At 61.3% G+C, this 26,537-nt stretch carries 22 protein-coding genes; 8 read left to right on the top strand and 14 right to left on the bottom strand.

Annotation, left to right across the window (positions count from 1 at the left end):
* Nucleotides 1–40: 40 nt before the first annotated feature.
* The 6 genes from tssG to tssA are packed head-to-tail and all read right to left on the bottom strand — an operon-like array spanning nucleotide 41 to nucleotide 6,793.
* Nucleotides 41–1,066, bottom strand: a complete 1,026-nt coding sequence (gene tssG, locus BT204_RS22890; RefSeq protein ID WP_054898529.1) for a type VI secretion system baseplate subunit TssG — start codon at nucleotides 1,064–1,066, stop codon at nucleotides 41–43.
* Nucleotides 1,030–2,817 carry a type VI secretion system baseplate subunit TssF gene (gene tssF, locus BT204_RS22885; protein WP_054898528.1) on the bottom strand — a complete coding sequence of 596 codons (1,788 nt, stop codon included), beginning with the start codon at nucleotides 2,815–2,817 and terminating at the stop codon, nucleotides 1,030–1,032. The genes tssG and tssF overlap by 37 nt, the downstream gene beginning before the upstream one ends.
* Nucleotides 2,807–3,208 carry a type VI secretion system baseplate subunit TssE gene (tssE, locus tag BT204_RS22880; RefSeq protein WP_054898539.1) on the bottom strand — a complete coding sequence of 134 codons (402 nt, stop codon included), beginning with the start codon at nucleotides 3,206–3,208 and terminating at the stop codon, nucleotides 2,807–2,809. The genes tssF and tssE overlap by 11 nt, the downstream gene beginning before the upstream one ends.
* A gap of 14 nt (nucleotides 3,209–3,222) precedes the next feature.
* Nucleotides 3,223–4,701, bottom strand: a complete 1,479-nt coding sequence (gene tssC / locus BT204_RS22875) for a type VI secretion system contractile sheath large subunit (protein ID WP_054898527.1) — start codon at nucleotides 4,699–4,701, stop codon at nucleotides 3,223–3,225.
* A gap of 15 nt (nucleotides 4,702–4,716) precedes the next feature.
* Nucleotides 4,717–5,226 carry a type VI secretion system contractile sheath small subunit gene (gene tssB, locus BT204_RS22870; RefSeq protein ID WP_054898526.1) on the bottom strand — a complete coding sequence of 170 codons (510 nt, stop codon included), beginning with the start codon at nucleotides 5,224–5,226 and terminating at the stop codon, nucleotides 4,717–4,719.
* Between the two features lie 25 nt (nucleotides 5,227–5,251).
* Nucleotides 5,252–6,793 (bottom strand): type VI secretion system protein TssA, encoded by a 1,542-nt coding sequence (gene tssA, locus BT204_RS22865; RefSeq protein ID WP_057974858.1) that lies wholly within the window; start codon nucleotides 6,791–6,793, stop codon nucleotides 5,252–5,254.
* 468 nt (nucleotides 6,794–7,261) lie between these two features.
* On the opposite strand from tssA, the gene BT204_RS22860 reads away from it, so the two are divergent.
* Both BT204_RS22860 and BT204_RS22855 read left to right on the top strand, forming a co-directional pair.
* Nucleotides 7,262–7,780 carry an Hcp family type VI secretion system effector gene (locus BT204_RS22860; RefSeq protein ID WP_034126109.1) on the top strand — a complete coding sequence of 173 codons (519 nt, stop codon included), beginning with the start codon at nucleotides 7,262–7,264 and terminating at the stop codon, nucleotides 7,778–7,780.
* Between the two features lie 234 nt (nucleotides 7,781–8,014).
* Nucleotides 8,015–8,503, top strand: coding sequence for an HIT family protein (locus tag BT204_RS22855; protein WP_072448377.1), 489 nt, complete (start codon nucleotides 8,015–8,017; stop codon nucleotides 8,501–8,503).
* Here the strand turns inward: BT204_RS22855 and BT204_RS22850 are convergent.
* On the bottom strand, nucleotides 8,487–8,969 hold the full coding sequence (locus BT204_RS22850; RefSeq protein ID WP_072448375.1) for a GNAT family N-acetyltransferase: 483 nt from the start codon (nucleotides 8,967–8,969) through the stop codon (nucleotides 8,487–8,489). The two genes, BT204_RS22855 and BT204_RS22850, sit on opposite strands and share 17 nt — an antisense overlap.
* Before the next feature lie 176 nt (nucleotides 8,970–9,145).
* Here BT204_RS22850 and BT204_RS22845 point away from each other — a divergent pair, with 176 nt between their 5' ends.
* Nucleotides 9,146–9,481 carry a hypothetical protein gene (locus tag BT204_RS22845; RefSeq protein ID WP_044273082.1) on the top strand — a complete coding sequence of 112 codons (336 nt, stop codon included), beginning with the start codon at nucleotides 9,146–9,148 and terminating at the stop codon, nucleotides 9,479–9,481.
* Here BT204_RS22845 and BT204_RS22840 read toward each other — a convergent pair.
* Nucleotides 9,471–11,084 carry an ATP-binding response regulator gene (locus tag BT204_RS22840; protein ID WP_072448373.1) on the bottom strand — a complete coding sequence of 538 codons (1,614 nt, stop codon included), beginning with the start codon at nucleotides 11,082–11,084 and terminating at the stop codon, nucleotides 9,471–9,473. The two genes, BT204_RS22845 and BT204_RS22840, sit on opposite strands and share 11 nt — an antisense overlap.
* Nucleotides 11,085–11,264: 180 nt before the next feature.
* On the opposite strand from BT204_RS22840, the gene BT204_RS22835 reads away from it, so the two are divergent.
* The 5 genes from BT204_RS22835 (at nucleotide 11,265) to argE (ending at nucleotide 15,650) form a co-directional block, all read left to right on the top strand.
* Nucleotides 11,265–11,867, top strand: coding sequence for a LuxR C-terminal-related transcriptional regulator (locus BT204_RS22835; RefSeq protein ID WP_054898522.1), 603 nt, complete (start codon nucleotides 11,265–11,267; stop codon nucleotides 11,865–11,867).
* 231 nt (nucleotides 11,868–12,098) lie between these two features.
* Nucleotides 12,099–13,388, top strand: a complete 1,290-nt coding sequence (locus BT204_RS22830; protein WP_057974860.1) for a flavin-containing monooxygenase — start codon at nucleotides 12,099–12,101, stop codon at nucleotides 13,386–13,388.
* 23 nt (nucleotides 13,389–13,411) lie between these two features.
* A complete protein-coding gene (locus tag BT204_RS22825) occupies nucleotides 13,412–13,822 on the top strand; it encodes a RidA family protein (RefSeq protein ID WP_014718154.1) in 411 nt (136 codons plus the stop codon).
* 11 nt (nucleotides 13,823–13,833) lie between these two features.
* Nucleotides 13,834–14,511 (top strand): DUF1028 domain-containing protein, encoded by a 678-nt coding sequence (locus BT204_RS22820; protein ID WP_054898520.1) that lies wholly within the window; start codon nucleotides 13,834–13,836, stop codon nucleotides 14,509–14,511.
* Nucleotides 14,508–15,650 (top strand): acetylornithine deacetylase, encoded by a 1,143-nt coding sequence (gene argE / locus BT204_RS22815; protein WP_054917132.1) that lies wholly within the window; start codon nucleotides 14,508–14,510, stop codon nucleotides 15,648–15,650. Before BT204_RS22820 ends, argE begins: the two co-directional genes overlap by 4 nt.
* 115 nt (nucleotides 15,651–15,765) lie before the next feature.
* Here argE and uvrA read toward each other — a convergent pair whose 3' ends face one another.
* The 6 genes from uvrA to lexA all read right to left on the bottom strand — a co-directional run bounded on the left by uvrA (nucleotide 15,766) and on the right by lexA (nucleotide 25,979).
* Complete coding sequence (gene uvrA / locus BT204_RS22810; RefSeq protein ID WP_054898518.1) at nucleotides 15,766–18,285, bottom strand: excinuclease ABC subunit UvrA; 2,520 nt, start codon at nucleotides 18,283–18,285, stop codon at nucleotides 15,766–15,768.
* Complete coding sequence (locus tag BT204_RS22805; RefSeq protein WP_054917134.1) at nucleotides 18,282–19,994, bottom strand: ATP-binding protein; 1,713 nt, start codon at nucleotides 19,992–19,994, stop codon at nucleotides 18,282–18,284. Before BT204_RS22805 ends, uvrA begins: the two co-directional genes overlap by 4 nt.
* Before the next feature lie 101 nt (nucleotides 19,995–20,095).
* Nucleotides 20,096–23,167 (bottom strand): error-prone DNA polymerase, encoded by a 3,072-nt coding sequence (locus BT204_RS22800; RefSeq protein WP_057974862.1) that lies wholly within the window; start codon nucleotides 23,165–23,167, stop codon nucleotides 20,096–20,098.
* A gap of 157 nt (nucleotides 23,168–23,324) precedes the next feature.
* The gene (locus tag BT204_RS22795) at nucleotides 23,325–24,740 is read right to left on the bottom strand and encodes a Y-family DNA polymerase (protein ID WP_057974863.1); all 1,416 of its coding nucleotides are present in this window, start codon (nucleotides 24,738–24,740) and stop codon (nucleotides 23,325–23,327) included.
* 7 nt (nucleotides 24,741–24,747) lie between these two features.
* Nucleotides 24,748–25,362 (bottom strand): translesion DNA synthesis-associated protein ImuA, encoded by a 615-nt coding sequence (imuA, locus tag BT204_RS22790; RefSeq protein WP_072448371.1) that lies wholly within the window; start codon nucleotides 25,360–25,362, stop codon nucleotides 24,748–24,750.
* Nucleotides 25,362–25,979, bottom strand: a complete 618-nt coding sequence (lexA, locus tag BT204_RS22785; RefSeq protein ID WP_072448369.1) for a transcriptional repressor LexA — start codon at nucleotides 25,977–25,979, stop codon at nucleotides 25,362–25,364. The genes imuA and lexA overlap by 1 nt, the downstream gene beginning before the upstream one ends.
* Between the last annotated feature and the right edge of the window lie 558 nt (nucleotides 25,980–26,537).

Below are 26,537 nucleotides of genomic sequence, written 5' to 3'. Positions count from 1 at the left end.
TCTTGCCGACAGCGCGCCGATCAGTTGTTGCAGGTCCGCATTAGTCATGGTCATTAATCCCTGATGAATTGTGGGTCAGCGTGACCACGCCATCGGCCTGTTCATGCGCCAGCCAAGTGGTCCAGCCCAGGCGGCAAACTGTGTTCTCACCAATATGCAAGGCCTTGATCTGGCCCTGCGCCAACATCAGGCTCAGGTCGTAGTCCAAGGGGTCCCGCAGGGTCAGGCGCACCAGCGAACGCAGTGGTTGGTAGGCACTTCCGGTGGGCAGAAAATCGTGGAAACGCTCCCAGCACAGCGCCCGGACATGCACCCTGAACTTGCCACTGCGGTCAGCGATGCGGTGCCCCAGAACCAGGTCATCGCCAAGAGCACTATTGGCCCGCCCCAGATGATTGCGCTGCGTCTGGCAGACCTCGACCGTACGTGCAACCCATTGCTCTAGAAACAACGCCTCGTGCATGAAGTAGTAACGCAGGACCGACTCGATCAACGCCGCCGAATGCACCCGTAAACTCAGCAAGCCAAGGTAAGGCAGCAAGCGCTTGCAATCGACTTGGCAAACGCCCCGTATCGCAGCTGCGCCCAGCCCTATCAAGGCAAACATCTGCTCGGAAAACCTATCGTTGGCACCTGCCCGGAAACACGCCCGATAGCGGTACTTGCGCCAGATCGGCAGCATCAGCCGGTGCAGCCGATGGTGGAACAGGTCGAGGAAATCCCGAGTCGGGTTGCCACCCGAGCGCTCGGCGAATGCCTGCTCACCATAAAACGCGGGCAGTGGTGACCCCGCACCGAATAACCCCAACACATTCAGACGCAGGCGTGCGCGCAATTGGCCCTGTTCCATAAAGAACTCCACCCGGTCAATATCGTGCGCGGCAAACCCGAGACCAGGGTTGGCCTGGAACTCCAACTGGTCGTACAGCGCGTCGTCATCTAAAAGCGGATGGGCCTCGCGCAAATGCTCGATAACCTGCAGAACCGCCTGAAACAACGTGAACTCACGGATAACGCGACAAAGTTGAGTCAGAGCTGGGGTTGCTGTCCCATCTGGGATGGCCATAGATACACGTCTCCTTGTGTGCTGATGACCCGCAACTCGTGATACGAATTGAGGCTGGCATAAAGCGCAAAAAACTCATTTAGAACGCAAGCGAATACAAACAGGTCGCCCTGGCCAACAAAGCCCTGGGAATCGACCGTCAGATCGATCCGCACGCCTCGGATGGGCAGCCCGCGGTGCAGGCGATCCACTGGCTCTTGGCGGATGGAGAGCAAGGCGCCCAGTCTTTTCTGGCTGACCTTCAGGGCCTGGCGATCGTAATAACGCGACAAATCGTAGGACTCCAGAATCACTTTCAAGGCATTGATATCGGTCAACGACAAATAGTTGAGCGACATGTTGCTGATGAGCTTCCACAGATAGTCTTGGTCCAGTGGTGGTGCGAAGCTCGCCGTTGGCGCGGTGATGTTGCGGAACGTCAACGACTCCGGCGTCTGCTCACCGGGCAGATTGATATCACCCGCACGCAGTTGGCGCGGCAGGTTGCAATTAGTACAGGTCAGTTCGACCGACAAGGTTTCATGGCCCCGTTCGCGGCGGTTGCCAAACCCCATCCAGGTATCGAGCCCGGCATGTTGAACCGACGAGCGTTGGCGAATGCTGTAGCTGGGCGGTGCCGCCAGGGGCTCAGTGTCGCAGTCATGCTCAAACGACTCGAACGGCACGTAGGTTTGATAGCCCAAGCCACCGGGGCGCCACCCAGTGACCTGATCCACGGAAAAGACGCTGGCATTACCCGGCGTATATTCCCCGGGCACCAAGAGGTACTCATCCTGCTTTCCATCCAGGCGAATAGGAATCGCATCCTGCTTGAACAGGTTGACGATGGGCGTGCAATACAACTTTATGTTGTCCAGGGTGGGACGCTGAGGTTCACGGCCGTGAGTGCGATGTTCAAAGCGCATTACCATGCCATGCGCCTGCCGGAGCAGCTCGTGAGACAGCGTGTGCAGCACACTCAGACCTTCAACGTCGACAAACAGGTACTTCTCGGGAAAAGCAAAGTACTCCTGCAGGTGTCGATAACCCCCCAGGGCATTCTGCGGATAAGGAATCAACGCCTGCTCCTTGGAGAATCCCACCGGCCGAACCTGGTCAGCAGCAAGCCGTAGCATCACGGGCATGCCATCGCTGGCGATGATCGGCATACCGTCGTGATCCAGTAACAGCAGGCAGATCCCATCGAGATGACGCAACAGGTTCAGATACAGGCCCTGACTGACATAAGGATCTCCGGCCAGGTGCAAGCGCAGTGAATCAAATGCCAACTCGCTGAAGTTACCTGCGACACTCATGCTCAGGTGCAAATCCAGACGGGCCCCTTCGCCCTGGCTCCGGTATTCCAGGCCACTGAGTTGCAGGGGCATGACATCGGTGGCGTAACATGTACGGAACCGGCAACGCTCGCCGTGGATGGTGGCGCTTTCCACGGCGGTGTCCCGACCCACTCGAACACCGGGACCAGCGCGTTTCAACGGATCGAATTGCAGGATGCTGAAGGCCGGTATCGGCCGCATGTAATGAGGCCAGAGCAAGTGCATCAACGAATGCGTCAACTCCGGCAGTTCGTCATCCAGCTTCTGGCGCAGGCGCGCGGTCAAAAAGGCAAAACCCTCCAGCAAGCGTTCGACATCCGGGTCCTGGCCAGCCTCGGCGAGAAACGGCGCCAGGGCGGGATTGCGCTCTGAAAAACGCCTGCCCAGTTGGCGCAGGGCACTGAGTTCGCTTTGAAAATATCGGTCAAGCGTCATCGGTAAAAACCTCAACCCGCCCGGCATCCGTGAGGCGGGCGTGGAACACCACGGGCTGCAGGATGCCGTCAATGGCCCGCTCAGCCTCGATGGCAAACGCCAACTCCAGGGATTCACGCGCCCCCGGCAACAGCCTGACACGTGCATTCGTCAACCGCGGTTCATAGGCCTGGATAAAGCGCTCGATATGTAGACGCGACTGGCTCAAGGACTCATGCAAGCTAAGCCGCATGTCATTGAGGTCCGGCAGCCCATAATCAGGCAATGTCTTGACACTGCCCGCGCGAGTGCTGAGCATTTTCCCCAGATGGGCAGCAATGGACGCCGCCCCGCCCTCCGGGGGCGACGCACCGCATTCGAGGCGTTCGAAAAGGCTGCCGTGCTCTGGCATGCCGTAGCCTCTGCTCATTCTTTATCCAGCTTACCGACCAGGGACAAAGTGAAATCTGCCCCCATGTACTTGAAATGCGGGCGCACAGTCAGGTTGACCCGGTACCAGCCAGGTTCGCCATCGACATCACTGACGACAATGCGTGCAGCTCGCAACGGGCGCCGCCCACGTACCTCGGCACTAGGATTTTCCTGGTCCGCCACGTACTGGCGAATCCACTTGTTGAGTTCCAGCTCCAGGTCTGTGCGCTCTTTCCATGCGCCCAACTGCTCGCGCTGCAGCACTTTGAGGTAGTGCGCCAAGCGGTTGACTACCATCATATAAGGCAATTGGGTGCCCAGCCGGTAATTCAGCTCTGCGGCCCTGCCCTCCTCACTGATACCAAAGGATTTTGGCTTCTGCACGGAGCTGGCGGAAAAGAACGCCGCGTTATCGCTGCCTTTGCGCATGGTCAAGGCGATGAAACCTTCTTGTGCCAACTCGTATTCGCGTCGGTCCGATACCAGCACCTCGGTAGGGATTTTGGTTTCGATCTCGCCCATGCTCTGGAAGTGATGCAGCGGGAGGTCCTCGACCGCTCCGCCGCTTTGCGGGCCGATAATGTTCGGGCACCAGCGAAATCGCGCAAAGCTGTCGGTCAGGCGGGTGGCAAAGGCATACGCGGTATTGCCCCACAAGTAATGCTCGTGGCTATTAACCACATTCTCCTGGTAGGCAAAGGTCTTGACTGGATACTCAAGGGGGTCATACGGGGTACGCAACAGAAAGCGCGGTACGGTAAGGCCGATATAACGGGCGTCTTCGCTCTGCCGGAAACTTTGCCACTTGGCAAATTGCGGACCTTCGAAATGATCTCGCAGATCCTTCAGGTCCGGCAGCCCGGTGAAACTTTCCAAACCGAAGAACCCGGGCCCGGCAGCGGCGATAAAAGGCGCGTGGGCCATGCTGGCGACGCTGGATGCGTACTGCATCAGCTTCACATCAGGTGCGTTGGGCGAGAGAAAGTAGTTGGCAATGATTGCGCCCACCGGCTGTCCGCCGAACTGGCCGTATTCAGCACTGTAGACATGTTTGTAAAGCCCGGACTGGGTGATCTCCGATGAGTCTTCGAAGTCGTCCAGGAGGTCCTGGCGCGAGACATTCAAGAGCTCGATCTTGATGTTTTCGCGAAAATTGGTGCGCTCGACCAGCAACTGCAAGCCTCGCCATGAAGCCTCCAGTGCCTGGAAGTCCGGATGGTGCAGGATTTCATCCATTTGCTGGCTGAGCTTGGTATCGATCTCGGCAATCATGCGGTCGACCAGGTGTTTCTTTACCGGCTCATCACAGTTATGTGGCTTCACCAGCTCTGCAATGAACGCCGACACGCCGCGCTTGGCGATGCCGTAAGCCTCGTCGTCGGCACTGAGCAAGGTCTGGGCAATGATGTTATCGAGGATGCTGCAGGTTTCGGTGGTTTGTACGAGTTTCGAGCTGTGTTCAATCGTGTTCATGGTGTCAGTGTCCCTTTACTGAAACGGCAATGCTTGAGGGCTGTCCAGCCCCAGTTCGGCCAGGACTCGAGCGCGGGAGTCGTCATTGGCCAATGCCTGCTCGATAGCCTTGCGAAAGTTCGGCGTGTTCCCCAGCGGCCCCTTGAGCGCCACCAGGGCTTCACGCAATGCCATCAGCTTTTGCAACGCCGGGATCTGCTCGACCAGGTTTGCGGGGTTGAAGTCCCTCATGACGTTGATCTGCACCTGGATCGGCAACTCCTCCACATCAGCGGTATCCTGCAGGCGATTGGGTACGCTCAGCGTCAGGCTCAAGGCTTGCTTGGCCAACACCTCGTCAAAGGTGTGCTTGTCGATACCGATGGGCTTGCGATCCTCGAGTTTGCGATGGTCCGCACGCTGGGAAAAATCTCCCAGCACCAGCAGCTTCAACGGCAGCTCGACTTCTTCCTGGGCCCCACCGACAGCGGGTTTGAAAGTAATATTGATACGTTCCTTGGGGGCTACCGAACCGTCTTTGGCCATGGTGCTTTTCCTTTTTGATGAGGCGCTATTCAAGTACTGCTTCAAGATCGAAATGGCACAACCTGCGATGCAGTGCGTCTTTGCAGTCGCATATGGGCTGGGTTTGTGGCAACAGCTCATAGCAGCGGTACAGAAGCTTGCCGACTTGCAAGGTCAGCGCCGGCTCCCAACTTTCCAGACCTGTGCGCTGTAATTGAAGGTCGAGTTCTTCCAGCTGAAGCCTGGCCAGCTCATGCTTGCCAGCCGCCACGCACAACCTGGCCAGCGCCAGGCGCCAATGAAAGCGCGCTCGATCACCGCACGCCGCCTGCAGCCCTTGCTTGAGTACGGCCACTGCTGCCTTGAGGCCGTCCTTTCGCAGGCAAGGCATCACCGCTTGCAATGTGGTCTCCCAGGGCTGCGTGTGACTGTCGGCGACAACATGGGAGGGCTCGGGCTTGTGCACGTGACGCATCACATGCAGCGCGATCCACTCACCTGTCGCAGGGTCGGCAAAGGGGGTGCCGTCGTTGAACCGATATTCAGGCAGGTGCGGCAGGCGCTGCAGCAGCAGAGCCAAATGCATCTCCAGTTCAGTCATGGCCAGGTTTGCATGCAAGGCGTCCAGGCACTCCCAGACCATGCGCAAACCATCCAACCAGAACAACGCACCCGCCAGGCTTACCTCAAGCTCAGGCAACAGATCGGCGTGATGGCCTTGGCTGAGACGCTCTTGATAGCGCTTGCGCTTGTCCGCGACCAACGGGCGCAACGCCGTTACTCGCTCACTGTTGGCGTCGGGATAATTGACGAGCATCAACCACGCCAAGGTTCGACCCAGGCGCAAGGCACGCAGGTCGGTTGCGTCCTGGCGCAACCACCAGGCACATAACGGGCGGGCCTGCTCCTGTAAAGTGCGCAGCAGTCTGTGCGCGTCTTTTTCGTTGTTGATCGGTTGCCCGGGACTCAGCAACTGGGTCGTCTGCTTGACCTGGGCAATGACGTTCGCGACACCGCCAGGTTCGGATACACCCTGCGCCAAGCGCTCCGACAATTGCCGGCGAATCGGCAGCAGCAAAGGTGCATCGCTTCCAAGTTGTTCGCCCCATAGCTGGTCGAGACATGCCAGGTGTTCCAACAGGGCCTGGAATAAAGGCCGTTGATCGCTGAGCGACGGGTTGAGTGCAAACGCTTGCTCAAGGCGCGACACCAGCCAGCCAAACGCCGCAGCACGGGTTCGTAGCTTGCCAGGGTAAACCTGCTCCCAATGGAGTTCACACAGGTCACGCAGCAAACCGAGACCGGCCAGCAATCCGGCAAATGAATCACGTTGATACAGGGCCCAGACCAACCAGACGGCGACGCGTAGATCCTTGGAGTGATCACGCAGCAAATGCTCGCTGATTTCGCTGACCCTCTGCCAATCCGGCTGGCCCGCAACATGGATAGACTGGGCTTTGCCAAGCTCGGCCTCCAGCGCTTCAAACTCGCTCGAAAAACGCACGTCACTACCAACAAAACTGCTTGAGCAACATGCTGTCCGTGCAAGCTTGCGGTAATGAACATAAAGTTCTTCTGAATAAGCCATTTTGAGTTGCACACATCCGTCCGAGGTAAATAGGAGGACTTAACGCCATTGTCGAAACGCCCTTGAACTTCCATTCAAAACTCATCGAAGTGAGTGAACCTTAGCCACGACAAAAACAATCAGCAAGTAACGGAACGGAACTTAAGAAACGTCCTACACACCCAACAAATAAAGGAATGCGCAACTATTTGCGCACCTCTTCATCGAAAAATCCACGCTTTATCTCCGACAGCCGCGCATTTACAACTTATAGGGCATGAGCAACTAAGTGCGCGCAGGCGTGAAACTAATAGCGCTGAAATCCACCTACCGCTCGACAATAAGCTCTGAACAAACGAACACAGAGCCGCCTTGGTCTTTATTTCATTGGCTTTCATACTTTCAGGCACGCTTCTTGTTATAGGCCTCTGCCCCTTCAGCGCTTTTGCTGTTCGGCAATACCTACTCAATCAGGCAAGGAAACCCGTCATGCCAACACCCGCGTATCTCTCCATCACCGGTGTCAAACAAGGTTTGATTACGGCAGGCACATTTACTCAGGACTCGGTAGGCAGCATTTATCAGGAAGGTCATGAGGACCAGATACTGGTACAAGCATTTGCCCACCAGGTGATCATTCCTCGCGACCCGCAATCCGGCCAGCCAACCGGTCAGCGCGTGCACAAACCGCTGATGATCAGCAAGGTTTTCGATAAATCCTCACCTTTGCTGTTCAGCGCCCTGACTACCGGCGAAGAAGTGTCCTGCCGGTTGGAATGGCTGCGCAACTCTTCCTCCGGGACTTTGGAGCACTATTTCACCATTGAACTGGAAGGCGCGACCATCGTGGACATCCAATCGCGCATGCCCAACTGCCAGGACCCCGACAACGCCCACTTCACCCATCTGGAGGACGTGCACTTCAGCTATCGCAAGATCATCTGGACTCACGAGGTCGCCGGGACGTCCGGTTCGGACGACTGGCGCAGTCCAGTGGCCGGCGGCTAAGCAGGGCGATAGGGCCCCGCTAACGAGGTGCCGAGTAATGGGGCAAGAGCGTTTTGCTTGATTTGCCGCTTTTGCAAAGTGAGCCGCCGCCATTGCGGAACCCTAGGTGGCCGTTACCTGAATAACGGATATGTACGCGGTCTGATCTGACATCTGGTCGGCTATCAGGCCGCCTTCGCGAGCAAGCCCGCAGTTTTGTTATCCTGGCGCTCCCGCCCACACGGACGCGCGCGTATGCACATCGACCCGGCCTTCATCCTTCACCAGACCGAGCACTGGCAGCTCAACCACCACCTAGCGTCGAAGCTGCCGGGCTACCTGATGCTTGGCGCCAAGGTACCGGTTGACTCCCTCGCTGACATGCCAGAAGCCGCACTGGCCGAAATGGGCGGTTTGCTCGCCAACATCCAACGAGTGATGCAAGCCCAGCTCCAGCCGAAGTGGCTATATATCAGCCGCTACGGACATATGCCGGGTTTCCCGCTGCACTTTCACTTCATTCCTGTCTATGACTGGGTGGAGCGAGCGTTCTGGCAGGACGAACGCTACCGCTCGCTGTACGCTTTCGGTACGCCGCCCCTCGAACCCATGACCGATGGCGCTGAACTGACCCTGTTTGTATGGCGCGAGTTTGGCGAGAGCCTCACCCCGCCGCAGGTTCACGGGCCAGGGGTGGCGCAGGTGATCGAGCAATTGCGCGCTGCATTCAAGCGGGGCTCATAACCCGCAGCCGCTTCACCATCGGCACACACGCCAGCACCAACCCGGACGGAGAGCGATACACCGCCTGCTCATCGCCTACATACCCGCACGCTCTATAAAAACTTACCGCATTCAAGGTCGCATCCAGCACAACCTGTTCAATCGCTTGCTGGCGTGCCACGCCTTCCAGATGAGCAAGCATTGCCTTGCCAAGGCCTTGCCCCATGTAAGCAGGCAATACAAACAAGGCCCCTATTTCACCGTCGGCAAGATCGAGCATACCGGTGGCGACAGGCTCGTCATTCAGCCAGCCCATGTAGAACTGTTTTTCCATCAACACGCTGTAGCCATCGCTGGCGTGACCTCGGGTCCAGAGCGCCATTTGCTCAGCGCTGTAGGCGCCAATGCATTGGCCGCGAATGGCCTCGCGTCGAATCTCGAACGCACGCTCGGCGTCATCCGGCGTGGCACGTTTTATCTCCAGCATCGCAAGCTCCTTCCATGACCTCAAACTGCCACTAGCCCATTTGTGCTAATCGACCCCACCCCACGGCGGCGCTATATTCCGCGGCACTTCCAACGTTCTCACCCACACCGCGCACTCAATGCGCGCGGGTTCTTTGCGCGTTGGAAAAACCAAAACAACCCCAAGGAAGAAGCACCATGAAACTCCACTCCCCTGTCACTCGTCTTGCCCTGCTGGGCGCCTTGATCATCGGCGTCGCCGGTTGCAGCAATATCAAACCCACCGAAGATCATCTCAAGAAGCTTTCGGAAACCAATCTGGGCGAGCCGGTAAAACGTATTTCCAATGTGCGCAGCGACTCCATGACCACCTACTACGTCGCTAACACAGCCTCCGGCGAGTACAACTGCTCCGTGCCCAGCGGTGCGAGCGGCGGCGCGTTCGCGATTGCCAGCTTCGGCCTGATGAAGCCCGCGGCCTACTGCATGCCCAAGGGCGCCAAAGGCAATGGGTTGACGCCGTTCATGCAGTAATTTTTTCCTGACTGAGCTCACGCAGGGTGCCGCGCAGCTCCGCAGGGCGTACCGGTTTGGAGAGGATAGCGATCTGCCGATCATGCAACGCGGCCTGGATTTTCTCCACATCGTGCCCGGTGAGGATCAGCGCTGGCACCGCCCAGCCGCGTTGTTCGCGTAGCTGGTCGATGCATTCAATGCCGGTGGCATGGTTGCCCAGATCGTAGTCGGCAACGATGATGTCGCAGTCGCTGACCAAGCCCTGCCCCGTGGACTCGGCCTGCACCTCGCACCCCCAGCGCTCGAGCAAAGCTTGGGTGGCGAGCAGCACGTTGTAGTCATCCTCCACCAGGCACACTTTCAGACCGCTGAGCAGACCGGCCTGGCGAGCATCGTCACGCACTGCCGGTTGACGCGGCGCGGTGGCCAGGGCCAGGCCATGCAGACTCACTGAGGTGCCATGGCCCACCCGCGAACGCAGGCTCACCTGCAACCCCATCAACTGCCCCAGGCGCTTGACGATGGACAGCCCAAGGCCCACGCCTTCAACGTCCTTGTCACGCAGTTGGCGCACGCGATAAAACTCTTCGAAGACCTTTGACAGATGCTCCCTGGCAATGCCCCGCCCCTGGTCGTGCACCTCCAACACCAAGCCGTTATCGCGAACACGCACACCGATCAGCACTGGTCGTTGCGCGCCGTATTTGAAGCAATTGGAAAGCAGGTTCTGCACCATCGTTGCCAACATGGCCGGGTCGACCAGCACCCAGTGAGCGCCGGCGCGCAAGCGCAACTGCACTCCAGCCCAGCGCGCAGCCTCGGCGTTCTGGCGCACCAGGTCGGCGAGAAAGTCACCCAGGTGAATCACTTGGTATTTGGGCAACAGGCGTCCGTTGTCGAGGGTGTAAAGGTCGAGAATCGAACGAAACAATTGCGACACGTTAAGCAAAGAGCGGTCGATATTGTCCACCAGGCGCTGTTCGTCCTCCCCCAAGCGGGCTTCGCGCAAGCAGGCGGTGAACAGGCCGATGGAGTGGATCGGCTGGCGCAGGTCATGGCTGGCCTGGGCAAGAAAGCGCGACTTTTCCAGGTTGGCGGCGATGGCTTGCTCGGAAGCCTTGCGTGTGCGCTCCAACAGGATATGGGCGTACACCGGGATCACTGTGCTGGTGATCATCAGCATCAGCATCATGAAGGGTTGCGCCTGCCACAGCGGCGTGAGTTGGTACACGATCAACAGCGCCAGCAACGCCAGCCCCGTCGCAATTGCCAGGTAGCGCGAACCGTAGCGCATGCCGTTGCCCAGGTTCACCCAGACCATCACCGCATACAGCGGCAATGCCGCCTCACCGCCCATCACCAGGCCGAACGAAGTGCCCGTGTAGTCGTGGATCATGCCGAAGATCCGCCGCGCCGGATAATGCCCAGGCCAGCGTGCGATCACCTGGCGCAACACGATGGATGCCAGCAGGAACAGCAAGATATACAGGATCACCGGCAGATAGGTGTCCAACGACTGCCCAGGCAAAAAGCCCAGCACGCCGATGTAAACGATAGCGATGCTGGCCACCACGATGCGCAGATTAGCCTGATCGAGTTCGGAGTTGGTCTCGGGGCTCATCGTCATATCCTTGACCTATCATCTGTAGGAGCGAGCTTGCTCGCGAAAAACGTCAACGATAACGCGTTGACCTGGGAATACGCGGTGCCGGTGCGTGCTTCGCGAGCAAGCTCGCTCCTACACCGAGGGTAAATAAAGTAGCATGCCTCGACACAACCTGGCCCCAGGAAGGAGCTCACCATGACCGGCCGGATCATCATCGCCGACGACCACCCCATGTTTCGCGAAGGCATGGCGCGCACCGTGCAACGCTTGCTGCCCGACGCCCAGGTGCAAGAGGCCGGCGACCTGGCCACGGTGAATACGTTGCTGCGCGAGGCGGGCGAGGTCGATACCCTGATCCTCGATTTGCGCTTTCCCGGCCTGACCTGCATCAGCCAACTGGCCGAAATGCGCCAGCAACTGCGACGCACCACCTTGGTGGTGGTGTCGATGGTCGACGACCCTGCGCTGATCGAACAAGTCATGGCCTTGGGCGTCGACGGTTTTATCGGCAAGAACATCGCCCCGGATGAGATCGGCCAGGCGCTGCTGGCGATACGCGCCGGCGAAGTGCTGGTCAAGTTCGCGCCGTCGGGCCTGCTGCCGCTGGACACTCATACCCTTACCACCCGCCAGCAGGAAGTGTTGCGCCTGATTGCCCAGGGCAAGACCAACAAGGAAATCGCCAAGGCCCTGGATATCTCGCCGTTTACCGTGCGCATTCATGTGTCGTCCCTGCTGCGCAGTCTGAAGGTACCGTCGCGGGCGGCGGCGGCGGTGAAGTACTCCGGAGAGCTCTAAGCTGTTTGTAGGAGCGAGCTTACTCGCGAGAAAACCACAGGCGCCGCGTTGACTCAGAAAACACGCGTTAGCGTTGACGTTTTTCGCGAGCAAGCTAGCTCCTACAGCCCCCTCTGCATCCGATATTTATGCTCAATTCCCAACTTAATAATATTTTATTAATCACCGCCCGCCCCCTAACTTGACGTCATGCCCAAGCTGAATCCAACTGCATTACGCAAGGACAGACACATGACTCAAGCAATAACAAAAATAGACACGCTGGTGGTGGGCGCAGGTCAGGCTGGCGTGGCCATGAGCGAGCATTTGAGCAAGCAAGGCGTGCCGCACCTGGTGCTGGAGCGCAGCCGTATCGCCGAACGCTGGCGCACCGGGCGCTGGGACTCGTTGGTCGCCAACGGCCCGGCCTGGCATGACCGCTTCCCCGGTCTGGAATTCGACGACGTCCCTGCCGATGGCTTCGCGCCAAAAGAGCGGGTCGCCGATTACTTTGAAGCCTATGCACGCAAATTCAATGCGCCGATCCGCACTGGCGTGGACGTGACGTCAGTGGTACGTAACATCGGCCGCCCCGGCTTCACCGTGCACACCAGTGAAGGTGTGATCGAAGCCAACCGCGTGGTCGCCGCCACCGGGCCATTCCAGAAGCCCGTGATTCCAGGCATAGCGCCTACAGGCACGGCACTGCACCAGATCCATTCCGCCGACTATCGCAACCCAGGGCAACTGCCGGCAGGCGCCGTATTAGTGGTGGGCGCCGGTTCTTCCGGCGTACAAATCGCCGATGAACTGCAGCGCGCCGGTCGCCAGGTCTACCTGTCGGTAGGCGCCCATGACCGCCCGCCCCGCGCCTATCGCAACCGGGATTTCTGCTGGTGGCTGGGGGTTCTGGGCGAGTGGGACCAGGCGGCGATGAAACCTGGCCGTGAACACGTGACCATTGCTGTGAGCGGCGCCCACGGCGGCAAGACCATCGACTTCCGTGAACTGGCCCAGCAAGGCATGACCCTGGTTGGCCTGACCCAAGCCTTCGACGGTACGGTGGCGACGTTCCAACCCAACCTGGTGGAAAACCTGGCACGCGGGGATGAGAACTACCGGGCCCTGCTGGACGCGGCCGACGCGTATATCGAACGCAATGGTCTCGACCTGCCCCTGGAGCCCGAAGCACGTCGCGTGTTTCCCGACGCTGAATGCATCAAGCAGCCAATCCTGACGCTGGACCTGGCCCAAGCGGGCATCACCTCGATCATCTGGGCCACCGGGTTTGTCGTGGACTACAGCTGGCTACAGGTGGACGCTTTCGACGCCGCCGGCAAGCCGCAACACCAACGTGGTGTATCCAGCGAAGCCGGCATCTACTTCCTCGGTTTGCCATGGCAATCGCGGCGTGGCTCGTCGTTTATCTGGGGGGTGTGGCACGACGCCAAATACGTAGCCGACCATATCGCTATCCAGCGTCAGTACCTCGAGTACCGCGAAGCTGCGCCGGTTGCCCGCCAGACCCCTGTCAGCGCCTGATCACTTTTTCCTGGAGTTTTTTGATGCCTACTCACACTCGCATCCGCATGTTCAACACCAAAGAAACCTATCCCAACCAGAGCCTGGATAACGACCTGTGCCAGGCCGTGCGCGCCGGCAACACCGTGTATGTACGCGGCCAGGTGGGCACTGATTTCGATGGCAACCTGGTGGGCCTCGGCGACCCTCGGGCCCAGGCCGAACAGGCGATGAAAAACGTCAAGCAACTGCTCGAAGAAGCCGGCAGCGACCTCAGCCACATCGTCAAAACCACCACCTACTTGATCGACCCACGCTACCGCGAGCCGGTGTATCAGGAAGTGGGCAAGTGGCTCAAGGGCGTATTCCCGATTTCCACCGGGCTGGTGGTCTCGGCCCTGGGCCAGCCGCAGTGGCTGATGGAAATCGATGTGATCGCGGTTATCCCAGAGTAAGGAGGCTAGCCATGACCTTTTCAATCGTTGGCCGCTGCGCGGAAACCGGCCAGTTGGGCGTTGCCATCAGCTCATCAAGTATCGCCGTAGGCGCTCGCTGCCCATGGCTGCGGCCCGGCGTGGGCGCGGTATCGACCCAGAACATCACCTTGCCGGCCCTCGGCCCAGACGTGCTCGACGGGCTGGAACAGGGCCTGGCCCCAGACGATGCCGTCGACAAAGCACTCACCCGCAACGGCTACAGCCAGTATCGACAACTGACGGCGATAGACCACCTGGGCCGTAGCGTGCATTTCAGCGGCAGCCAGACCCTGGGTACCCATCACGCGGTATCGGGCGAGCAATGCGTGGCGGCGGGCAATATGCTCGCCGACCGTGAAGTCATCACCGCGATGGTCTCGGCCTTTGAACAGGGCGAAGGCCAGCTCGCAGACCGGTTGCTGGCAGCGATGCATGCCGCCATCGCCGCCGGTGGCGAAGCCGGCCCGGTGCATTCCGCCGCGCTGGTGGTGGTGGGCGAGTTGACTTGGCCGATCATCAACTTGCGCGTGGATTGGGCCGACGAAGCGCCGATTGGCGAATTGCAAAAACTCTGGGACGCCTACCGCCCACAGGTACAGGACTATATCGATCGCGCCCTCGCCCCCGACCGCTCCCCCGGCTACGGCGTGGCCGGAGACGAGCGATGAGCCGCAGCCGCGACCTGCTGGAAACGCTGGTGGGCTTCGACACCACCAGCCGTGAGTCCAACCTTCAGTTGATCGAGTTTGTGCGCGATTACCTGGCCGGGTTTGGTATCGCCAGCGAGTTGGTCTACAACGCGCAACGCACCAAGGCCAACCTGTTTGCCAGCGTCGGCCCGGTTGAGCTGCCAGGTATCGTGCTGTCGGGGCATACCGACGTGGTGCCAGTGGATGGGCAACCCTGGACCCTGCCGCCGTTCACGTTGACCGAGCGTGACGGCAAGCTGTTCGGGCGCGGCACCGCCGACATGAAGGGGTATATCGCGTGCGTACTGGCGTTGGTACCCGCACTGGTCAAAACACCGTTGCGCCTGCCGGTGCATATCGCCCTGTCCTACGATGAAGAAGTCGGATGCCTGGGCGTACGCTCATTGCTCGCTGTTCTGGAACAGCGCCCGGTGAAACCCATGCTGTGCATCATCGGCGAACCGACCGAACTCAAACCGGTGTTGGGTCATAAGGGCAAGTTGGCGATGCGCTGCGACATACAGGGTCAAGCATGTCATTCGGCGTATGCGCCCTCGGGGGTGAATGCGATCGAACATGCCGCCGATCTGATCTGCGAACTCGGGCGCATCGGCCAGCGCTTGCGTTCGCACCAGGACCCACGTTTCAACCCACCTTTCAGCACGGTACAGACCGGCCTGATCAGTGGTGGCAAGGCATTGAACATCGTCCCGGCCGATTGTCGCTTTGACTTTGAAGTACGCGCCCTGCCCGCCTCGGACCCCGCTGAAGTCGCTCAAGAACTGCAAGCGTACGCCATGCAGCAGGTACTGCCGCGTATGCAGGCGGTCAGCAAGCAGAGCTCCATTCGGTTCACAGAGCTGTCGGCCTACCCGGGGCTGGTCACGGATGAGCACAGCCAGGCGGCGCAGCTGATTGCGGCGTTTTGCGGCTCGCAAGCGTTCGGCACCGTAGCGTTTGGCACCGAAGGCGGGCTGTTTGATGCGGCAGGCATTCCCACCGTGGTATGCGGGCCCGGGAGCATGGAGCAGGGGCATAAGCCGGATGAGTTTGTGAGCGTAGCGCAATTGGCGGGATGTGATGCCATGTTGGGGCGCATGCTGGACTCGATCCGCTGAGCCAAACACTGCTTCCACAGACAATGCAAATGGATCGTGTTGGATCAGGCAGATAGGGGTCGGCTGGGGGCCATCATCGCAGGCAAGCCAGCTCCCACAAAAGGCCAGCCTCCAGTCAGACCAGCTCCCGAGCAAGAAACGGCGCAGTCCGGCTGGTCTTGCTCTTGGCCACCTTCTGCGGCGCCCCACACGCCACGACTCTCCCGCCCAAGTCCCCTGCTCCCGGCCCGATATCAATCACCCAGTCACTTTGGGCCACCACGCGCATTTCATGCTCCACCACAACCACCGTATGCCCCGCATCCACCAACTGGTTCAGTTGGCTGAGCAAACGATCGACGTCCCTGGGGTGCAACCCGGTGGTCGGCTCGTCCAGCACATACAAGGTGGCGCCCCGGGCATTGCGTTGCAACTCGGTAGCGAGCTTGATGCGCTGTGCCTCACCGCCAGACAACTCGGTGGCCGGCTGCCCGAGGCGCAGATAACCCAGGCCGATATCGCGCAACACGACTAACGAACGCAGGATGCCCGGCTGCTCGGCAAACACCTGCACCGCTTGCTCCACCGTCAGCCCCAGCACCTGGGCGATGTTCAAGCCCTGCCATTTGATCGCCAGGGTGTCGGGGTTATAGCGCGCGCCGTGACAGGTCGGGCATGGCGCGTACACGCTGGGCATGAACAGCAATTCAACGCTGACAAAACCTTCACCCTCACAGTTCGGGCAACGGCCCTTGGCGACGTTGAAGGAGAACTGCCCGGCATCGTAATTGCGTTTCTTGGCCGCTGGCGTGGCGGCAAACAGTTTGCGCACGTTGTCGAACAGCCCGGTGTAGGTCGCCAGGTTGGAACGCGGCGTGCGGCCGATGGGCTTCTGGTCCACCTGCACCAGGCGCTGAATGTGCTCGAGCCCGGCGCTGATGCGCCCGCCACTGGCTTGCGGTGCAGCATCTTCCAGGCTCGGTTCATCGTCGCTTTCCAGCACACGCCCCAGGCCCGTGCCCACCAATTCCAGCAGCGCCTGGCTGACCAGGCTGGATTTGCCCGAGCCGGAAATCCCCGTCACCGCGGTGAAACAGCCCAGCGGGAAATCCACGTTCAAATCTTTCAGGTTATTTCGCGTCACGCCTTTGAGCTTCAGCCAACCGGCCGGCTCGCGGCTTGGCACATTGGCCGGGCGAGGTGAGGCAAACAGGTATTCGCGGGTCTGCGAGGCCTCGACATCCGCCAACCCTGCGGGCGGCCCGCTGTACAGCACTTGCCCGCCATGTTCGCCGGCAGCCGGGCCCACGTCGATCAGCCAGTCGGCGCGGCGCATGGTTTCCAGGTCATGTTCCACCACAAACAGCGAATTGCCCGCGGCCTTCAAACGATCAAGCGCGGTGAACAATGCTTCGCCATCCGCCGGGTGCAGGCCCGCCGAAGGCTCATCGAGCACATAAATAACACCGAACAACTGCGAGCCCAATTGGGTAGCCAAGCGCAGACGCTGCAGTTCCCCGGACGACAGGGTCGGCGTGCTGCGCTCCAGGGACAGATAGCCCAGGCCCAGTTCGATCAAGGTGTTGACCCGTTCGAGCAGGTCCTGGGCGATGCGCTGGGCCGCCAGGCGTTTTTCCACCGACAGCTTCATCGTGTCGTGCCCCGCGGCCACCGGCTGCAGCAACTCGGCCAATTGCGCCAGGGACAATTGCGACAGCTCACCGATATCCACCCCGGCAAACTTCACCGACAACGCCGCCTGGTTCAGGCGTTTGCCCTCGCACAATGGGCAGGCACTGCCTTGCATGAACTGCGATACACGCTTTTTCATCAGCGCGCTTTGGGTGTTGGCGAAGGTGTGCAGGATATAGCGCCGAGCGCCGCTGAAGGTGCCTTGGTAACTGGGCTCCAACTTGCGTTTCAACGCCTCGCGGGTCTGCTGCGGGGTGAAGCCGGCGTACACCGGTACGGTGGGGGTTTCTTCGGTGAACAGGATCCAGTCGCGCTGCTTTTTCGGCAGCTCGCGCCACGGGATGTCCACGTCATAACCCAGGGTCACGAGGATGTCGCGCAGGTTCTGGCCCTGCCACGCCAACGGCCAGGACGCCACTGCACGCTGGCGGATGGTCAAGGACGGATCGGGCACCATCAGCGCTTCGGTCACTTCATACACGCGGCCCAGGCCGTGGCATTGCGGGCACGCGCCCTGGGGCAGGTTCGGCGAGAAGTCCTCGGCATACAACATGGCCTGCCCTTTCGGATAGCGGCCGGCGCGGGAATAGAGCATGCGGATCAAGCTCGACAAGGTGGTGACACTGCCCACCGACGAGCGCGCACTGGGTGTACCCCGTTGCTGTTGCAGGGCCACGGCAGGCGGCAAGCCTTCGATGCTGTCTACGTCCGGCACGCCGACCTGGTCGATCAAGCGCCGCGCATAGGGCGCCACCGATTCGAAATAGCGGCGCTGGGCCTCCGCGTACACCGTGGAAAACGCCAGGGACGATTTGCCGGAGCCAGACACGCCGGTAAACACCACCAGGGCGTCCCGGGGAATATCCACATCGACATTGCGCAAATTATGTTCACGGGCGCCACGCACCCTGACAAAGCCGGTTTGCCGGGCGGTGAGCGGTGGGATGTTGCGCTGTGAAGTCATGGGCAACCTTGTCTTGCGCTTAGCACCCTGCGCACGCGTTGGGTCAGGGCATCGGGACTGTAGGGTTTGCTCAGCAGGTGGATATCGGCGCTGAGCAGATGATTGGAAGACAGAATGTCGCGGGTGTGGCCAGAGGTAAACAGCACCGGCACCGGCGGGTTCTGCGCGCGGGCCCAGGTGGCCAGGTCGGTGCTCTTGACCCGACCCGGCATCACCACATCGGTGAAGATCAGGTCCGGCGACACGCCGCGCTGCAACACTTGCATCGCGCGGTCGCCATCCTCGGCGGTCAGTACGGTATAACCCGACTGCTGCAGCAACTCGACCACCGTCAGGCGCACGCCTTCGTTGTCCTCGACCACCAGGATGGTTTCCTGGCCGCCGCCTTGCAGGTCCGCATCACTGTAGTCGTCGAGGCATTCAGGCTCCAGGCAGTGGGGGAAATACATCTGCACCACCGAGCCCTTGCCCTCCTCGCTCCACATGTCCACGTGCCCGCCACTTTGGCGCACAAAACCGAACACCATGCTCAACCCCAGGCCGGTGCCGTGGCCTTCGCGCTTGGTGGTAAAGAAGGGTTCGAATGCGCGCTTGAGGGTCGCCTCGGACATGCCCACGCCGGTGTCGGCCACTGCCAGGCGCACGTATTCGCCGGGCTTGATGCTTTTACCGATGCAATCGTCCGGGTTGAGGATGACGTTTTCCCCGGTGATACGAATCACACCCTCGCCTTGCATGGCATCGCGGGCGTTGATCGCCAGGTTGAGCAGCGCGTTTTCCAGCTGGTTGCGGTCGACATTGATGCACCAGGAGTCCTGGGGCAGTTGCACGTCGATATGGATGGTTTCCCCCAACGCCCGTTGCAACAGCTCGCCCAGGCCGGCGTAGATGCGCTGCGGGTTGTACACCGCCGGAGACAAGGGCTGGCGACGGGCAAAGGCCAGCAGTTGCGACGACAGCTTGGCCCCTCGCTCCACGGCGGCGATGGCCGCGGTGACGCGACGTTGCACCTGACAATTGTCCGGCTCATGCCGGGCGAGCAAATGCAGGTTGCCGGCGATCACTTGCAGCAGGTTATTGAAGTCATGGGCCACGCCACCGGTCAGGCCGCCAATCGCTTCCAGCTTCTGTGACTGGCGCAACTGGTCTTCTGCGGCAGACCGCGCCTGCACTTCAGCGGCTACGCGTTGCTCCAGATTATGGGTGAGCTCCTGGCGCACCCGCTCGGACTTCACCAGTTCAGTGGTTTCCACCACAATCGCCAGCACCCCGGCCGGCTGTTGGTTGTCCCCGGCCACGGGGCTGTAATAGAGGTCCAGCCATACGCTTTCCGGTTGGCCGTGACGCGATAACACCAGCTCCTTGTTATTGAACGACAAGGTACCGCCCGCCAGGCACGTATCCACCACATGCCGATTGAACTCGGCCACTTCCGGCCAGCCCAGTTCTACCGGAGTGCCCAAGAGGTAGGGATGGCGCCCGCCGGCAAATACCGAATAGCTGTCGTTGTAGATCATGTACCCCGCCCGCCCCCACAGCATCACCATCGGCACGGGTGAGGCGAGCATCATTTGCACGGTGCAAGCCAGGCTCGTGGACCACTGATCCAAGGGGCCAAGGTCGGTACTTGACCAGTCGAACGTGCGAATCCGCTGGGCCATTTCGCCGGCCCAGCCTTCACAGCCATGGGGGTTGGATAAAAATTGCATGATTGGGCTCTGTGCAGGGACAAGACAGTCGCAAGTTTTGGAGCGCGCCAGCGGTGGATGGTTTCATCCTGAACACAGAGGAATGCACAAACCCCTGGAACTCAATGAAAATCCCGGCTGCGCACCACCATTCCATCCAGCAACGGCGTCAAATCGGTGAGGCGCCCCGCGATCAAATGCCGCACCTCACCTACCGCCTCCCAACGGCCGTCCACCTTGAGCAAACGCGAGCCCACCAGCGCCTGGCGCTGACGCTCGGCCAGGTCGCGCCAGACCACCACATTGAGGTTGCCGAACTCATCTTCCAGGGTGACAAAGGTCACGCCGCTCGCCGTGCCTGGGCGCTGGCGGCCAGTGACCAGCCCGGCGATGCTCACGTTGCGCCCATGTTCCACCGTCAGCAACTCCTGGGAACTGCGGCAGCGGCGCCGGCGTAACTCGGCGCGCAATAGTGCCAGGGGATGGGGCCCCAGGGTCGTACCGAGGGTGGCGTAATCGGCGTGCAAATCTTCGCCTACCGTGGGCTCGGGTAATGCCACCCGCGTTTCATCGGGGCTCGGCAGGCCGGCAAACAAGCCCAGTTGCTGATGCACACCGGCCACGTCCCAGCGCGCCTGATGGCGGTTGCCGGCCAGGGCGCGCAAGGCCCCGGCATCCGCCAACAGCGCCTGGGCACGCGTATCCAGCCCGGCGCGCGCGTCCAGGTCAGCGATGTCGTTGAACCGCCGCTGCTGCCTCGCCGCTTCGATACGCCGCCCGTCGTCCTCGCGAAACCCCGAGATCATGCGCAAGCCCAGGCGAATCGCCGGTTGCTGGCCGTCGATGGGCTCCAGGCTGCATTCCCAGTCGCTGGCCTGCACATCCACCGGGCGGATCTGCAAGCGATGGCGCCGGGCGTCCTGCAGGATCTGGTCCGGGCTGTAGAAGCCCATGGGCCAGCTGTTGATCAGGGCGCAGGCGAAGGCCGCCGGCTCATGGCATTTGAGCCAGCAACTGGCATAGGTCAGCAAGGCGAAACTGGCGGCGTGGGACTCCGGGAAACCATAGCTGCCAAAGCCCTTGATCTGCTCGAAAATCTGCGCGGCAAAGGCTTCGGTGTAGCCATTCTTCAGCATGCCGGTGCGCAGGCGCTGCTGATGGGGCTCTAGGCCGCCGTGGCGTTTCCAGGCGGCCATGGAGCGGCGCAACTGGTCGGCCTCGCCGGGGCTGTAGTCGGCGGCGACCATGGCGATTTGCATCACCTGTTCCTGGAACAGCGGGATGCCCAGGGTGCGTTTCAATACGGCCTCCAGTGCGGGCGAGGGATAGGTTGTGGGCTCTTCATTGTTCCGCCGACGCAAGTACGGATGCACCATGCCGCCCTGGATCGGCCCAGGCCGCACAATGGCAACCTCGATCACCAGGTCATAAAACGTCTGCGGCTTGAGCCGGGGCAACATCGACATCTGCGCCCGCGACTCGATCTGGAACACACCGATGGTGTCGGCCTTGCTGATCATGGCGTAGGTGGCCGGGTCTTCCTTGGGAATCGTGGCCAGGCTCAAGTCCCGGTGGCGATGTCGGCGCAGCAAATCGAAGCAGCGGCGGATCGCGCTGAGCATGCCCAGGGCAAGGATGTCCACCTTGAGCAAACCGACGGCGTCGAGGTCGTCTTTGTCCCACTGGATAATGGTGCGCTCGGCCATGGCCGCATTTTCCACCGGCACCAGGGTGTCCAGCGGGTATTCGCTGATCACAAAGCCGCCAGGGTGCTGGGACAGGTGCCGCGGAAAACCGATCAGTTGCTGGGTCAACGTCAAGACACGCCGCAGCAGTGGGCTGTCCGGGTCGAAGCCGCTTTCACGCAGGCGCTCCAACGGCGGCGCCTCATCGCTCCAGCGCCCGCAGCAATCGGCCAAGGCGTTGATCTGGTCCGCCGGCAGCCCGAGGGCCTTGGCCACATCACGTACCGCGCCCGTGGCGTGGTAACTGCTGACTACCGCCGTCAAGGCTGCACGGGTGCGGCCATAGCGCTGGAACACGTATTGCAGCACCTCTTCGCGGCGCTCGTGCTCAAAATCCACGTCGATGTCCGGCGGCTCGTTGCGCTCTTTGGACAGGAAGCGCTCGAACAGCAGGTTGGTAAGGCTCGGGTTGATTTCGGTGATGCCCAGGGCAAAACACACCGCCGAGTTAGCCGCCGAACCACGGCCCTGGCACAGGATCGAACGGCTGCGGGCGAAACGCACGATGTCATGCACCGTAAGGAAATAGCTTTCGTAACCCAGCTCGCTGATCAGCTGCAGTTCACGATGGATTTGCTGCAAGGTCTTGTCGTCGATGCCTTCGGGCCAGCGCTGGGCGATGCCTTCTTCGGTGAGGGTGCGCAGCCAGGATTGGGCGTCATGCCCCGCGGGTACCAGCTCGCGTGGATAGTGATAGCGCAACTGGCCGAGGTCGAAGGTGCAGCGCCGCGCGAGGGCGAGGGTTTCATCCAGCAAGGCCTGGGGGTACAGCGCCGCCAGCGCGTCGAGGCTGCGCAGGTGGCGTTCGCCATTGGGGTGCAGGCGCGTGCCAGCTTCGGCCACCGGCACGTGGTGACGGATGGCGGTCATGGTGTCTTGCAGGGCACGGCGGCCTCGCGCATGCATATGCACATCGCCGCAGGCCACGGCAGGGATTTGCAGGCTGTGGGCCAGTTGCAAGCGCTGTTGCAGATGGCGCGCATCGTCCTGCCCACAGTGCAGGTGTACCGCCAGCCACAGGCGCTGGTCGAAGGTGCGGCGCAGCCAGTCGAGGCTGGCCTGGGTGTCGCGGTCTTGCGCCACCCACAACGCCAACAGGCCGGGCAACGGTTGCTCGAAATCTTCCTGTAGCAGGCGATAACTGCCCTTTTCAGCCCGACGCCGGGCCAGGGTGATCAGCCGGCACAGGTGCTGGTAACCGCTCAGGTTCTCCACCAGCAGCACCAGTTTCGGGCCATTTTCGATGTGCATTTCGCTGCCGATAATCAACGGCAAGTCCACGGCTTTGGCGGCTTGCCAGGCACGCACGATGCCTGACAGCGTGCATTCATCGGTAATCGCCAGGGCGCTGTAGCCTTGGCGCTTGGCGCGCTCGAAAAGCTCCAGCGCACTGGAGGCACCACGCTGGAAGCTGAAATTGGACAGGCAGTGCAGCTCGGCATAATTCATGCGCCCCCACCCCCTGTTGTAGGAGCGAGCTTGCTGTGGCGAGGGAGCTTGCTCCCGCTGACTGCGCAGCAGTCTCCGGCTTTTATTGGGGGCGCTACGCACCCCAGCGCAAGCAAGCTTGCTCGCCACAGTAAGTGCGCTCCAGCTGAGGGGATGCTCATGCAAACCACCCTTGCAACCACAGCCCATCGCCTTGCCCCACCGTGCGATAGGCCCAACCCTGCTGGCCGGCGCGGGTCTGGACCAGGTAATAGTCGCGGCGGACATCGGCGCCATCCCACCAGCCCGATTCAATGCGCTCCGGACCCATCAGGATCTGTACGCCGTGTTCGGCCAGCAAGGTCGGTTGCGGCAATAACCAGCCTGGGCGGCGGACCTTGTTCAAGCTCGGGCACGCCTGGTGGTCGGTCGCAGCCTGCCAGGCGCATTCGGGGCGATGGTCGGCCTGAAAACGCAGGCCCTGCACCGCCTCATCCCCCAGGCGTGCACGCAGGCGTTCGCGCAACTGTTCCCACGGCAGGGTTTGTTGCGGGCGGTCGTCGAACAGGTCCTGGCGTTGCGGCACGAACACCGGCAAGTCCTCGGCCACCAGGCGCACCCCTCGCACCGGCGCGGTGACCTGTACCTGCTCCAGGCGCCCACGGGCCAGTTCGAACAACATCGAAGGCTCGCGCTCGGCACTGAGCAGGCCCACCTTGATCACGCTGTCTTGTGCCTGGGCGTGTTCCAGGTGCAGGTCAAAGCGCTGCACGCCACTGTCGCGGCCGCACAGGAAAGCGGACAGGTCGCCGGTCAAACGCCGCAAGGGGAACAACAGCGCCTGGTGGGATTGCACATCGAAATTCAACTCGATGCGTGCATCGAACTGGTCGGGCGGTTGATAAAAATCCAGGGCCAATGGCCGCTGCCCGCTCAGGGCGTCGAGGTGCTTGAGCAGGCTGGCGTCAAAACGTCGCGCCAGGGTATGCCGGGGCAAGGCCTGCACCTGGGCCAGGCTGCGCAGGCCCATGCGCGACAAGGCGGTGGCGGCCTGGGGTTCAAGGCCTGCACGGTCGACAGGCAGCGACGCCAGGGCCTGCATCAGGGCGCTGTCATCGGCCACGGCCAGGCCGTCGTAGCCGTTTGCCAATATCCGCGCCGCCGCCGGGTTGGGCGCAGCGACGATGCGATGACGAAAGCCAAGTTCGGTCAGCTCTTTGCGCAAACGCGCCTCAAGTTGCGGCCAGGGGCCGAACAGGCCCAGGCTCGATTCGATCTCGAACAACAAGGCCCGTGGGTAATACAGGCTGACCTGGGAGCTGAACCGGTAGGCCCAGGCGGCCAGAAACTGCTGCAGGCGCTCGATCTCCAACGGGTCGTATTCCACACAGGCAAAGTGCTTGACCAGGGCATGGGCCGCCGTCAACGATTGCCCGGGGCGCAGGCCCAAGGCGCGGGCGGCGGCGTTGACGGTTTGCAGTACACGCCGCTGCGGCGTGCCGGCCAGCAGCGCCAGCGGCTGCTCGGGTTCGGGGTGCACACGCTGTGCCCCGTCCAGCGCCAATTGCGGGAAGACAATACACACCCAACGCATGGCAACCTCAATGCCCCGCCAGGGCAATTGGCGCCGGATGGGCCAGCCCGCCACGGCACTTGAGCACCCGCACTTGCGCGGGCCTGGCCTCGACCGCCAGGCGCAGGGCGGCAGGCGAGGCATTGATCGCCTCGCTCAGGGAGCGCCAGGCAAACGCCAGGGTCTGCCCGGTTTCGGCCGCCACCTGCAAACGCCGCAAGGCACGATCATCGGCCTTGCGCGGCCAACACAACACCGCCCCGCAACTGCCAGAACGCAGGCATTGCTCCACCGCCCACAACGCGTCACGCTCCTCGGCCCGGATGATGGACAGCTGGCGCACATCCACCCCGGCGTTCTGCCACGCATGGGGATAGGGGGTATAGGGCGGCGCCACCAGCACAATGCGCTCGCCCAAGGCCGACAGGCGCGCCAGGGTAGGCAGCACCAGTTGCAACTCGCCCACCCCGTCCTGGGCCATCAGGATTTCACTCAAGGCCGATTCCGGCCAGCCGCCACTGGGCAGCACCGCATCCAGCGCCGCCAGCCCCGTGGGGTGCACGCTGGCCGGGGGTGCGGCGGGCCGGCCCTTCCAGACTCGCCCGCCATGGAACAGCGAGTCCAGGGCAACCACGGCGCCCATCAGCCTTGCCTCACCAGGCCGCAGAACACGCCTTCGATGGCCAGGTCCTGCTCGGGCCCGACCACGATGGGTTGATAGGCCGGGTTGCGCGGCAACAAGCGAACCCTGTCGCCGTTGCGCTCGAAACGCTTGATAGTGACGTCGCCGTCCAGGCGCGCCACCACAATCTGCCCGTTCAAGGCTTCGGCACTGCGGCGCACGCCCACCAGGTCGCCATCGAGAATGCCATCTTCAATCATCGAATCGCCCTGCACCCGCAGCAGGTAATCGGGGGTTTTGGCGAAAGTGGCGGGGTCCAGTTGCAAGCGGCTGTGCACCTCGGCATCGGCGCCAATCGGCCGACCGGCCGCCACACGGCCGAGCACCGGTACATCCAGCCACTCGGGACGCGCAGGTTGATTGAGCAAGCGAATGCCACGGGCCTGGTTGGGGTTGACCTCGATAAACCCAGCTTCGGTCAGCGCCACCACATGCTTGCGGGCGACGCTGCGCGAGGCGAAGCCGAACGCCTCGGCGATCTCGGCGAGGCTGGGAGGCTGGCCTTGTTGCGCGATGCGCTCGCGAATGAAGGTCAGGATGGCGGTGCGGCGGGGAGTCAGGTTTGTCATGGAGTACATTTGTACTCCTGTGGGAAATTTCTGACAATAACCGTCAGTCTGCTAGTTGCCACCTACTTGTGGGAGCGGGCTTGCTCGCGAAGGCGATGTATCCGCTAGCACATGTGAAAACTGACCCACCGCTTTCGCGAGCAAGCCCGCTCCCACATGAAGGCATAGGTATCTACATAACTCTGTAGGTTGTAGCCGACGACGGTAACTACGATGCGAAGCGAGCCGCTCTTGATCTTGATCTTAGGCGCCCCGTTAAACCACGCTGGCCGGAATTCGACAGGGATTTGGGGGGTAAACCGGCAGGGATGCCGGTTTAGCCGCCCCGCGCCATGGATGGCGCGTGGCGGCGGCCCCCCAAATCACTGGCGGATTACGGGCACACCGAGCCTAAGCGAGGTGCCGAGTGGTGGGGCAAGAGCGTTTTGCTTACTTTTGCGCTTTTCAAAAGTGAGCCGCTGTAAAAGCGGAACCCTAAGTGGCCGCTACCGCAGGAATGGATATGTACACGGTCCAACTGTGTTGACTGTCAGGCCGTCTTCGCAGGCAAGCCAGCTCCCACATTGG

This window comes from Pseudomonas sp. NFPP02 (assembly GCF_900119355.1).
GTDB classification, from domain to species: Bacteria; Pseudomonadota; Gammaproteobacteria; order Pseudomonadales; family Pseudomonadaceae; genus Aquipseudomonas; species Aquipseudomonas paracarnis.
Note: the sequence above shows the minus strand (reverse complement) of the source record. Positions and strands in the feature narration are given on the sequence as shown.